13 protein-coding genes are annotated in these 11,550 nt (G+C 47.7%); 3 read left to right on the plus strand and 10 right to left on the minus strand.

All coding sequences use genetic code 11. The features are described from left to right. Positions 1-11: 11 nt before the first annotated feature. A complete protein-coding gene (locus BBI11_RS11625; protein ID WP_068463495.1) occupies positions 12-557 on the minus strand; it encodes a glycerol-3-phosphate responsive antiterminator in 546 nt (181 codons plus the stop codon). Positions 558-698: 141 nt separating this feature from the next. Between BBI11_RS11625 and BBI11_RS11630 the strand changes: the two genes are divergently transcribed. Next, positions 699-1,409 (plus strand): MBL fold metallo-hydrolase, encoded by a 711-nt coding sequence (locus BBI11_RS11630; protein WP_068463497.1) that lies wholly within the window; start codon positions 699-701, stop codon positions 1,407-1,409. A 9-nt stretch (positions 1,410-1,418) separates the two neighbouring features. On the opposite strand, the gene BBI11_RS11635 is transcribed toward BBI11_RS11630, so the two are convergent. The 3 genes from BBI11_RS11635 to BBI11_RS11645 are packed head-to-tail and all read right to left on the minus strand — an operon-like array spanning position 1,419 to position 2,948. Further along, positions 1,419-1,976 (minus strand): GNAT family N-acetyltransferase, encoded by a 558-nt coding sequence (locus BBI11_RS11635; RefSeq protein ID WP_068463499.1) that lies wholly within the window; start codon positions 1,974-1,976, stop codon positions 1,419-1,421. Between the two features lie 25 nt (positions 1,977-2,001). Beyond that, positions 2,002-2,643: a flavin reductase family protein gene (locus BBI11_RS11640; RefSeq protein ID WP_068463500.1), complete on the minus strand. Its 642-nt coding sequence runs from the start codon at positions 2,641-2,643 to the stop codon at positions 2,002-2,004. Positions 2,644-2,660: 17 nt separating this feature from the next. Then, positions 2,661-2,948 carry a hypothetical protein gene (locus BBI11_RS11645; RefSeq protein ID WP_068463502.1) on the minus strand — a complete coding sequence of 96 codons (288 nt, stop codon included), beginning with the start codon at positions 2,946-2,948 and terminating at the stop codon, positions 2,661-2,663. Between the two features lie 293 nt (positions 2,949-3,241). Between BBI11_RS11645 and BBI11_RS11650 the strand changes: the two genes are divergently transcribed. Together BBI11_RS11650 and BBI11_RS11655 are read left to right on the plus strand one after the other, a co-directional pair. Further along, the gene (locus tag BBI11_RS11650; protein WP_068463505.1) at positions 3,242-4,414 is read left to right on the plus strand and encodes a DUF2157 domain-containing protein; all 1,173 of its coding nucleotides are present in this window, start codon (positions 3,242-3,244) and stop codon (positions 4,412-4,414) included. After that, positions 4,411-4,857 carry a GDYXXLXY domain-containing protein gene (locus BBI11_RS11655; protein ID WP_068463507.1) on the plus strand — a complete coding sequence of 149 codons (447 nt, stop codon included), beginning with the start codon at positions 4,411-4,413 and terminating at the stop codon, positions 4,855-4,857. The genes BBI11_RS11650 and BBI11_RS11655 overlap by 4 nt, the downstream gene beginning before the upstream one ends. 70 nt (positions 4,858-4,927) lie before the next feature. Here the strand turns inward: BBI11_RS11655 and BBI11_RS11660 are convergent, their stop codons facing one another. The 6 genes from BBI11_RS11660 to BBI11_RS11685 are packed head-to-tail and all read right to left on the minus strand — an operon-like array spanning position 4,928 to position 11,541. Continuing rightward, on the minus strand, positions 4,928-6,106 hold the full coding sequence (locus tag BBI11_RS11660) for a glycosyltransferase family 4 protein (RefSeq protein WP_068463509.1): 1,179 nt from the start codon (positions 6,104-6,106) through the stop codon (positions 4,928-4,930). Positions 6,107-6,122: 16 nt separating this feature from the next. Continuing rightward, positions 6,123-7,205 carry a hypothetical protein gene (locus BBI11_RS11665; protein WP_068463511.1) on the minus strand — a complete coding sequence of 361 codons (1,083 nt, stop codon included), beginning with the start codon at positions 7,203-7,205 and terminating at the stop codon, positions 6,123-6,125. 46 nt (positions 7,206-7,251) lie between these two features. Continuing rightward, a complete protein-coding gene (locus BBI11_RS11670; RefSeq protein ID WP_068463513.1) occupies positions 7,252-8,430 on the minus strand; it encodes a glycosyltransferase family 4 protein in 1,179 nt (392 codons plus the stop codon). Positions 8,431-8,445: 15 nt separating this feature from the next. Next, positions 8,446-9,066 carry a sugar transferase gene (locus BBI11_RS11675; protein WP_068463516.1) on the minus strand — a complete coding sequence of 207 codons (621 nt, stop codon included), beginning with the start codon at positions 9,064-9,066 and terminating at the stop codon, positions 8,446-8,448. 13 nt (positions 9,067-9,079) lie between these two features. Then, positions 9,080-10,261, minus strand: coding sequence for a UDP binding domain-containing protein (locus BBI11_RS11680; RefSeq protein WP_167358159.1), 1,182 nt, complete (start codon positions 10,259-10,261; stop codon positions 9,080-9,082). Beyond that, the gene (locus BBI11_RS11685) at positions 10,258-11,541 is read right to left on the minus strand and encodes a phospholipid carrier-dependent glycosyltransferase (protein ID WP_068463520.1); all 1,284 of its coding nucleotides are present in this window, start codon (positions 11,539-11,541) and stop codon (positions 10,258-10,260) included. Before BBI11_RS11685 ends, BBI11_RS11680 begins: the two co-directional genes overlap by 4 nt. Positions 11,542-11,550 lie beyond the last annotated feature (9 nt).

The raw sequence follows: 11,550 nt of genomic DNA on the forward strand, positions 1-11,550 counted from the left end.
GCTTTAGTGAATTACGTATCCCATAATTCTGCCTGAGACGTCGAAACGGCTTGCGCTCCGCCTTGATAGGCTAGTTCTATATCTTCCCTTGTACGGATTAAACCGCCCGCAATAATCGGAATGCCGGTCCGTTCGTGAACTTCTTTAATGATTGAAGGAATAAGACCTGGCAAAAGCTCAATATAATCGGGTTTGACTTGATCGATCAAACTCAAATTATGTTCGAGCGCATGGCTGTCGAGCAAAAACAGGCGCTGGATTGTCGTCAATTTATTTTTTTTCGCGAGTGCGATGACATTGCTTCTGGTCGAAACGATGCCGTCCGGTTTGACTTCACGCACTAAATACTCAATGCCATAAGCGTCCGTTTTCAAGCCTTGGATCAAATCGGCATGCAAGATGACTTTCTTGCCTGCTTTTTTCGCAGCAGCGACGAGCGGCTTGAGCTGTGCGAGCCGGACCTCCAGAAAAATGATCGTCTCCTGGTCGCTGGCAAGCAGTCGTTCGAATTCTTTTAAATTACGCATGGCAGGCACTACGCCCTTTAACTTCACCAACTGGATTTCCTCCTCCGTTAAAATCGATATAGGGTCATTATGCGCCAGCTTCGTCCCCTGCACAACTATTTGCCCCGTATCTTCAATTCCGCTGCCAATTGCGTTAAAATGGCAGTAATCAACCAAAAGGAGTTGGCGGTTATGCGGGTCAAAAAAGTGCAGAATGTTTACCAACTAGCTTTTATGCCAAAACTATTTCCGGTGAATTGTTATTTGGTCGAAGAACAAGAAGGCTTAACTCTTGTCGATTGCGCCTTGGGATTTGCGGCTAGGGACATCGCTTTGGCGGCAAAAACCATCGGCAAGCCAATCACTGAAATTGCACTGACACATGCTCATGTCGATCATGTCGGCGCACTTGATGCATTAAAAAAACAATTTCCGGCGGCACAAGTATCCATCTCCGCCAGAGAAGCCAAAATCCTTCGCGGCGATAGCAGTGCTTCGCCGGAAGATGAAGGCAAACCGGTCAAAGGCGGCACCCCCAAAAACATCCAAACTCCGCCTGACCGCCTACTGAAAGAAGGCGACCGGGTCGGTTCGCTCGAAGTCGTCTCTTCTCCAGGGCATTCTCCGGGATCCATTTCCTTTTTCGACAGACGCACAGGCATGCTCATTGCAGGAGATGCTTTCCAGACGCGTGGTGGAACAGCCGTTTCCGGAACGTTCAAGCCTTTGTTTCCGTTTCCAGCCATGGCGACATGGGACAAACGCATAGCACTTCAAAGCGCCAAGAAATTAACCTTATTGCAGCCTGCTTTTCTCGCTGTCGGCCATGGGCGTATGCTCGAACAACCCGTACGCTTCATGGAACAAGCAATCCGTGATGCCGAACAAAAAGTGAAACCCTAGTCCGTTCGGCTAGGGTTTCTTTCGTTCCAGCTGCTGTCGTCCGATTCGCATGAACCACACCGGGCGTGTAATTTCTGAAACTTCTTCTACGCGCCGGACGATTTCAAATCCCACTTTTTCATAAGCACGGATGGCCGGCTTATTTCGGATATCGGGGTCGGTAATACAGCAGGTCACAAATCCGTCGCGAAACACCACTTCTACTAAAAAACGCTGGATGATAACTTGCCCAAATCCTTTTCCGCGGTATGCGGGAGCCCCGATAAGAATATCCAGCCCGGCTGCATGCTGCAATTCCTGAAACTGTTCACTGCCAGGATAGTCGCTCCAGCGGAAGGTTTGGATATAGCCAATCGGCTGATCCAGATAATAGATAAGAAACGGTTCAGTCGGGTCACGGCCTTTGATGCTGCCAACAAACTCACGCACAAATTCCCCGTAAGTACCGTTATAGCTATATCCCCAAAACCGATTGATTTGGGGCTCTTTCGTGATCCATCCATAAAGCTCAGGCAAATGTTCTCTCCGCAAGCGTTCGAACCTAATGTTTTTAGCCAGTAAGACCATGAATCATCCCTCCCCGTGGGTACGGCTACTCCCGGTCTTTATCTACCGGTGGCCGCAAATAGCTTTCCAAATGCTCGTTAGGCAACGTAAACATCGATTCCACAGGCGAATAAGTTCCGGCAAGCCGCCCGATCGGCGCAAGTTTTGTTGTATCGATCCTGCCTTTGTCATATAAGTCATCTTGGACATGGAAGCGCAGCACTTTGCCGATGACAAGATGATCGTCGCCGAGCGGAATGACCTGCACCAGCTCACATTCCATGCTGACGGGCGCTTCTTTCACGCGCGGTACGGAAACCACTTCAGATGATATCGGCGTCAATCCTACGTAATCGAATTCATCGATCTCCGGCGCGACATGCTCGCCGGTTTTTGCCATTTCATTCGCGAGGGATGCCGAAACGATATTGACGACAAACTCCCCCCGCTCCCGGATATTTGTGAGGGTGTCTTTTACTGTCCCGGTCCTTGCCCCAACTCCTTCGCCAATCGAAAATATCAGCATCGGTGGATTGCGCGAAGCAACAGTGAAAAAACTGAAAGGCGCCAAATTCAACTCGCCGCCTGACGACACAGACGATACCCAGGCAATCGGCCGCGGCAACACACTGCCGATCAGCAGCTTGTAATTTTCCTTACTGCTTTGTTGCGTTGGATCGATAATCATTCATATCACTCCCTCTACTAGTCCTTAAAACCTTTATGCTTCCGATAGTCGATCAACTTTTGAAATAAATAGCCGAGCAGCGATAATCCTGCCAAATAAGGTAAAGTCATTGCGCTAAATCCGCTCGAGACTTCTGCCGTCTTTCCCATAGCTTGAAGATAAATCCTCCAAGTTATGTACAAGATATACCCTATTGTCACTAAACCGAGCCAAAAATATCGCTTTAACCACCACGGAATCAATAACGCCGCTAGTAGAAAAATTGCCATTTGAAGGCGCCCCATCCACTCATATAATAATTCCACTGTCTTCACACTCCAGCCTTTACGGCTCCAGCAAGCCCAATTTTCAGTGGCCACAACACTTATTTCTCACCCTTTTGTAATAAAGTGAAGCTTTCGCCATATGGAAGCTGAAACCCTCTTTATACAAATGTCTATTGCAAAATAAACACAAAACTCACTATGCGTTATGCTAAACTTCACCCAACTATGATGATGGTTAAATCACTAAATTCGACCTAGAAGCCAGTCTAGTTTTCTATCATTTCTGACAATTTAGGATTATAATATAGTTAATAATTAGGGAGGTGCCCGCTATGGAATGGGAACGCAAAATCGCCCAATGGCGCTCAGAAGGAGTCATCGATATCGAAACGGCCGAACGCATCCAGGCGTTTGAGACCCGTCAGCCGGAAAAACGCAAACTGCCTCTTTTGCTCATTATCGGCTTAATCTTTTTTGCGCTTGCCGTCTTCAGTTTTATCGCCGCCAATTGGCAAGCCATCCCGGCCATCGCAAAAGTCGGCATGGTTGTAGTACTCATGTGGATTTTCTATATACTTGCTCATTTTTCCGAGAAAAAACGGTTCGGCCACCCCATCATTTTCCGCATACTCGGTTACGTGATGTTCTGGGCAAGTTTAATTGTGACCGGCCAAACCTTTCATCTCGGAACCGGCTCCAGCATCGTCCCGTGGGCTTTGTTTATTGCGGCCATCGCACACTTCTTTATCTGGCGCCATTCTGCATTTACCGTATTGGCGTTTATTAGCGGAATCACCATCCTGAGCTCGGCAGCTCCCGGCATCGGCTTAGTCGAATGGCTGCTCTTCATCGCCGTCACGCTCGTTTGGTTCTTCCTGAGCAAAGACGGGCTGGCCATGATCTTCAGCTGGCTCTTGCTATTCGGTTCCGGTTTGCTCGTTTGGAGCATATGGGATATTGAGAGCCCGCTCGTGCCGATCTGGACCTTGTTCGCGCTTACTTTGCTCTTGTTGCTGATTCCGCAAGACAAGCAGAAGTTGTTGAGCCCGCTCTACTTATTAGTTGGCGGCATTCAGTTGATTGTTTTCTTGGCAATCCGCGGAGAAAGCGATATGGCTTTTGCCGAATTGACGATGCTTGAAGCGATTGCACTCGCAATTGCTGGAGCTGCCGTTTTAGCACTTGCCTATTTCCGTGAACGTCATGTGATGTGGCTTGGCGTACTGGGGCTTGTCGGCTTTATGCTTTACGATGAAACTGCCATCGTTTTGGCCATTGCCGCTGAATTAACGGCGCTCGCCTATTTGATTATCGCTCAGCGCCAAGACCAGCCACTCGCTTTAGGTTTTGTTTATTTTATCGTCGTCCAATTCGTCATTTATGTCATTTATGCGTGGGAGCGGCTTGACATGTCGCTGTTCTTCTTGATTGGTGCGCTCCTGCTATTCGCTCTATCGGGCATTGCCTGGTGGCTTAATCGCAAGAAAGAAGGTGCAGTGACATGAAGAAATGGCTAATGCCTGCCTTACAGACTGCCTTCGTCGCATTGCTCGTCGTCAGCTTCTACGCCACTTCATGGTTTGGCGAACATTATGTTTTGCGCGCCGAGCCATTTGACCCCTTCGATCCGTTTTATGGAGAATATGTCATGCTTCAATATCCGGACCTCGAAGCACCTGCTGGAATTTCCGACGGGGCAATCTATTTCACATTGACCGAAGGCGAAGATGGATACGCTGTTATTGGCCGGATAGAGGAGAACCCGTTTTTCGGTGCCATCAATGGCAGTAAATACGATCGCCGCATTGTCGCCCCACAACTGGAAAACTTTTATGTCGAGCAAGGCCGCGGCCCTGAACTTGAAGAAGCAGTTGATCTCGAAGTCACGATTGATGTCGCGCCATGGGGCTCCATTCGCCCGGTCAGTATCGCTCCAAGAAAAGAATGATGTCAGCACAAAACCCGGCAGATGAGTTGCCGGGTTTTTCGTTTTGGTTGAATCCTGACGATAAACTTGTTTACTGCGCTTCACCGAGCACGCTCGCTCGCTCCAACAAACAGCTTCGGTAATAATGATCCATCTCTTCCCATATGGTCTCGTTGCTGAAATTCTGGCGCACCCATTCCTGTCCCGCTGCGCCCAGCGCTTTGCGCAGCACCGGATCATTAATCAATGTATTCAATTTGTCCATGACATCCTCATGGCTGTCAGGATCGACCAAATAGCCGGTCTCCCCGTCTACCAAAGTATCACGCGCACCCGTCACGTTCGCTGCGATGACTGGAATTCCTGTCAGCGCCGCTTCTGCCGAAACATTTCCGAACCCTTCCCGCTTTGTTAAGAACAAAAACAGATCCATCAAATGATAAAACGGCAAAGGGTCCAGTTGGTAATCTTCGTGAACGATGTGCGGATGATCGGTGATGGTCTGTCGCGTCCAATCCGACACCGCATCCGCCGACTCATAATCGCCGATGATCAGCAGCCGCAATTTCGGATGGCGTTCGTGCAGCTCGCTGAACGCACGCACCGTCTCATCGATGCCCTTATCTTTCGTGATTCTTCCCATCGAGCCAAGCACAAGTTCTTCGCCGGTCCATCCATACGCCAAACGTTTTTCTTCCACACGCTTTTTCATCTCTTCATCCAGTTCAAAACGCTGCAGATTGAAACCATTGACGCTGCCATGACCGAGAATCTTGATTTTATCAGCCGGGGCGATGCCGAGTTCAACAATTTGCTGTTTTAAACTCGGCGATACAGCAAGCAGATGGGTCGACGAGGCAGCAGCGATTTTTTCTGCCCTCAGCAGGATTTGCCGTTTGATGCCACTCGTCGTTTCCAAGCGCAGCCCTAACACATTATAGATGCGCACAGGCACGCGGCAGAAATAAGCCGCGAGTGATACGATCAATCCCGCTTTTGGCGTTCCCGCGTTGACGATATCCGGCTTTTCGGAGCGGATAACCCGAATGCAGGCAACCAGCGACTCCAAATCTTGTTTTAAGGCAATTTCGCGCTCCATATTGACGTGCAGCACCTTTACCCCTTCCTCTTGTTCAAAGATTTCGGCGTAATTCCCTTCTGAACTTAACGCTTTCACTTCATAGCCGCGGGTTTCCAATGTTTTCAGTTGGCCCTTTACCAACTGCAGGCTTTGGGCAATGGTCATGGCGTGCAATACTTTCGCTGACATGGTGGACCGCTCCCTTTCAGGCCCCTTGCACCACAGCTGCAGGTACAATCGGGCTCCCGATTTGTTCCAATAATTCTTTCGCATAATGGGTGGCATTGTTCTTTTTCACGGAGAATACTTTGTCGCTGCCCCGGATCAATTGCGTCAAAATTTCACGTTCATTGGCGAGCGCCTGGTCGATTTTCAATTCCGGATTAAAAAACTCATAAGCGGTCAAAAGTGGCGACCGCAGGTAGTTAAAAATATAGCGATTTAAATTCATAATTTTTTGCAAAGACTCTACTTCAGTGGTTTCTCTAACAAGATTGCCCCCTCTCTCAAGAATTGCAATATGAGTAACTGTATTTTTTGTAGAAAGTGAAGTATCGCTAAAATATTCAGTAAAATCACTTTGCTTACCTTCTCTCTTATTTAAGTATCCAGATAACGTAACTAGCGCGTTAATTATATTTGAATGGCTTGACCGTTCTGTATTATCGTTTGCAGAATAGTCTCTAAAAGTATTTGTCCACGGAACTGAGTATATTTTTTCTCCGTCTGTAATTGCTAAATCTTCCGCAATAAATTCCGCACCATAATCTATACATGCAGTCATACAGCTAATAGTTTTACCCGTGTTGGAAGGCGCAAAGACTGTTAGGGTAGACCCATTTTTTTTGAACGCTGAACAGTGAATAGGTGCATAGCCTTTTTTCAACAATAGTAAAGTTGCTAAGTCAGTCATGATGTAGGGGATAGAATGAAGGTTCATAATTCGGTGGATGATAAGTTTGTAATAAGCACGATTCACTGTGATTTTCGGTTCATCTGTCAAAAACCCCTCCGCCCGGATGCGCATCCGGCCTTTGCCAGCATAATTACGTGTGTAATAGATTTTGTCAGCGCCAGGCGTCCCACTGAAATAATGGTATTTCCCCATCGCTTCATGTTCAGCATCGTCGTTAAATTCCTTTAACTCAACCTGCATGCGCACTTCGCAACGCTCGTATTGTTCGCTCGTGCCTTCTGGGACATTATGGCCGTACGACCAACCGAAATTTTTAATATTTGTTTTTATACCCAGCACTCCAGCAGACGCAATATAATAATAAGTTTTCAAATGAAACTCCCCTTTGTTTTTAATTTTCCCCGTATGACCCGAACCCTTAGTTCAATTCGCTCGCTGGCACCAGCGATTCAGCGAGGCAGTTTTTGTAGAAACTGTCCAGCTCTTTCCAAAGCACCTCATTGCTGAAATGAGCACTCGCCCATTCTCGCCCGGCTTCCCCAAACCGTGCGCGCAAACTCTCCGAGGCGATTAAGTCGCGAAGTGTTCTCGTAATATCCTGCAAATTTCCAGGATCCACCAAACAGCCAGTTTCTCCATCAACAATCGTATTTCTTGCACCTGTGACATCCGTAGCGACGACCGGAAGCCCACACAATGCAGCTTCAATCGAGACATTGCCAAAACCCTCACGTTTGGTCAGGAACACAAAAATGTCCATCAAATAGTAATAAGCGACCGGATCTGGAAGAAAGCCGGTCTTAATAATTCTCGGATTGTTTTCGATTTCCCATTTCACTTGATCATCCACCGGGTCATCATCTTCATAATCACCCACGATGAGCAAGCGCAGCTGATGGTTTTCTTGGCTTAACAGCTTAAAAGCAGCTACCAGTTCGTTAATGCCTTTATCTTTTGTCAATCGGCCAACGAACCCGAGAACTATATGTTTTTTGCTAAGTTGATAGCGCTCACGCAATTCCATTGCGGTTTTTTCAACTTCAGCGCTTTGCTGGAACCTTGCTATATCAAAGCCATCACCGCTGCCTTTACCAAGAACATTAATTTTTTGTTCATCGGCAATGCCGAACTCAATTGCCTGCTCCCTCAAACTTTCCGATACGGCCAGGCAATGTGTGGCAGAAGAGGCAGCGACTTTCTCCATATTCAATAACAAGCTGCGTTTCCATCCTATAGTCGTTTCCATCCTTAATCCCCGCATTGTATAAATCCTGATAGGCACCCGGCACATTTTTGCGGCAAGCGTGACGATAAGGCCAGCTTTCGGCGTACTGGCATTGACGATCAATGGGCGCTCCCGACGAAACAGCGCGACGCACCGGACAAGTGATTGTGCATCGCGCAGCGGCGAGATGCCCCTATCCATTGACAATTCAAGCATTTCTACTTGTTCACTGGACTGAAATTCTTCGAAACCCTGCCCCCTAGAACTTAAGGCTTTCGGATCGAAACCTTGGCTCTTTAAATAGCGTAATTGTCCATTCATAAAGCTCAAACTTCCCGAAACAGTTACGGCGTGAATCAATTTTGTGGTCATTGCAGTCTCCTCCGCTCAGCTTCTTTCGTAAATTTCCTCTGTCCGAAACACTTTTACTACCGTCTGCAGCAAGATATATAGGTTAAGACGCAAGCTTTTGCGGTTGATGTAATCAATGTCGATATCGATTTTTTCATCCCAGCTCAAACTATTTCGGCCACTCACTTGTGCAAGTCCTGTGACCCCAGGCTTCACCATCAGCCGCTGCTTTTGGTAATCATTATAATTATCTGTCTGGTCGATGACGGTCGGGCGCGGGCCGATGAATGACATATCCCCTTTGACAATGTTGATCAGCTGAGGCAATTCATCGATACTTGTTTTGCGGAGGATGTTGCCAATTTTCGTAATGCTCGGATCGCCGTCAAACGGGTTAAGGCATTGACGCTTTCTATCCCGTCCATCTTCCATCGTCCGGAATTTATAGATGGTGAAATGACGTCCGTATAGTCCACCTCGCTGCTGCTTGAACATTGCTGGACCTGTTGACTCGATACGAATCAAGATGGCGACTGCTAGTAGTAGTGGCGATAAGACCAATAACATCAATGTGGCAAGAATAGCTTCAAACCATCTTGCTGCTGGGTTCGAGCGCTTTGGCCTCTTTTTTTCTTCACTGAAATCTTCAACTATCATGGGCTGCCCCTCCTTACATTCTCCATAAGGTCACTTTTTCCGGTTTCTCATTCCGTTCGAGTATGCTCTTGACATCAAATACATATGCTTCTTCATCAGTTAATAAGCGCTCAAATAATTTCCACCCCGCTTTTCGGTACGCTTCGTGAGGCACTGCGAGTATGACCGCAACCGCTGGAAGCAGCTCCTCTTGTCTCGTCAGCAACAGTCCCCCTACGCACTCTGCCTGCCTGAGCTCTAGCTGGGCATCCGACACTTGAACTTCTACGCCATATTCCTGAAGCTCTAAGACAAGTTCAAGCACTCCGGATTCTGGGGAGTCGCCGACACCATCTTGTTTCACAAGCCCAAGTACGGTGATGCGTGCTTCATGAATGACAACTTCGCTTTGGATAAGCTTCTTGATAATCCGTTGCGCCACCAGCCGTCCCTTCATTTGTCTCTTACACCAAAAATCAGCTGCTGCTTGCCAGGACATTGGAGCGTCGCCGAGGAGATCCGGTTCAAATTTGATAAACCCGCGCTTCGTATTGGCCGTCTCCAGTACATCCTGCGTATCAATACCTTGCTGATCCAAGGTCAACGCTACTTCGTTCATTAAGGCGATGTTTACTTCTTTTTGAGCGATTTCGAGCAATTGAGCAGCCTCTGCAACCCGGATCGACTTTGCTTTGTGGATTCCAGCATCATGAACCGGCGTGAACAAATCAGCCAGATAATCCACGACCGGACCGCTTTGTCCTGCGATCACTTTGCGCATCTTCACCACTGCTCCTTGCGCTTCTTTGTGTTGCCATCTACTCGGCGCAAACCCGACAAAAAATTCTTTGCCGGCGGTAAAACCAGAATGCTGTTCGAGCAATGGGATGCAAACTTCTTCTGTCGTCCCCGGATAGACAGGGGCTTCGAAAATGAGCACGGAACCTTTTTTCATATGCTGTCCGACCATTTTGCATTGCATCGCAAGTGCATCTAATGTATAGGCCGGGCGCTTCGGACCAGTCATCAAGAGGATGCCAGCATCGGCGAGTTCACTCACTTGATCGGTAAAAGCGATGCCGTGCTGATCAAATCGGGCTTTTTTAGAGCTGTCCGGATCGAATACGATGACCGGGTAAACGGCGCCAAACTTTGTTGCTGCAAGCAAGCTGGTTTCACTGACACCGACAATTGCGATTTTTACATTTTCCATCATGAGCCCACCTTCTCCCCCTTTTTGCCTGTCCATTTCAATTTGATGAATTCCAGCAATTGCTTGCTATTAGCTGCTGCATACGACAGCAATAACAGCGGAATGATTTTATTGCGGTGGCGCATTGCAGTACCCGCACTTTGCGTCCCGTATGAATAAATGAATACGGTCATGCCGAGCACCAGCAGGATAAATAGTTTCGCTCGGATCGGCATTTCACTCCGGTACAGCCCGTACAGCGTCGCGCCAATCAAGAATAAGTAAACACTTGAATCGAATAGAAAGCTGATGATATCTGCAGTTCCTCGCCAATCGAGCGGAAGCGGAGAAAACAGGAAGTAGAACATTTTAAGTGGTGCCACGAGCAGCGCCGCTATGCCGGACAAACCACTGAAGCTGGCCAAGTAGACCGATCCGCCTTCAGCAAAAATCTCGTACTCGACCGTGCTGCCTTCTTCCGTGACAAACTTACTTAAGAAGACATCGGTATTTTGCAAGACGAGAAAAGCGATGCCACCGACAAACAGTAAATAAATGAGCGGTGTGGAAATCTTGCTGCCCATCTTCCCACGCTCCAGCCAGACAAACGAGGCCATATAGACGAGCAGCAAGCCGATCATGCCGGTGTGGAACATCATCGCCAAAATCGATAAGACGACCGCCCAGCCAAACTGGAAAAACGACCGCTCCCCCATCCAGCGCAGGAAGTAATAAAGTGACACGGTCGTGAAGAAAATGATGAGCGCTTCCCGGAGCAAGATGCTCGACATGAAAATACTGTTCGGCATCAAGGTGAAGATTAGCAAAGCAATAAAGCTCAATTTCTTCTCAATCTGCAAATAGTTCAATGACTTGAAAAGGAAGACCGCTGAAAACACCCAGCAGGCGATATTGAGAAATTGTGAATACGCCCGCTGATCGCCAACCATATAGTAGAGCCCTGACAAAAATGGCACGTACACCGTATGGGTCTGGTCAAGTGGATATTGGCCATTGGCAACCAAGACGGATACTTCATGGAAATATTCTGTATCCGTGCCGCTCGAGAAGATTCCAATTGAGGGAACATATAAATCAATGAATAAAATGACCACCCGTACGGCGAACCCTGCAAAAATGACGAACAGCCACTCATTTTTCAAATTGCGGTATAAATACAATGAAATGGCAACTATTCCAGTAAAGACGAGAAGCATCGCATACCCATCACCCGGCGGGAGAAAATCTTTAATCAAAAATGTGGCAAGAATCTGTATGACAAAAAATCCAATTACATAAATCACGAACCTCCA

The sequence above is a fragment of the Planococcus maritimus genome, from assembly GCF_001687625.2.
GTDB lineage: Bacteria > Bacillota > Bacilli > Bacillales_A > Planococcaceae > Planococcus > Planococcus maritimus.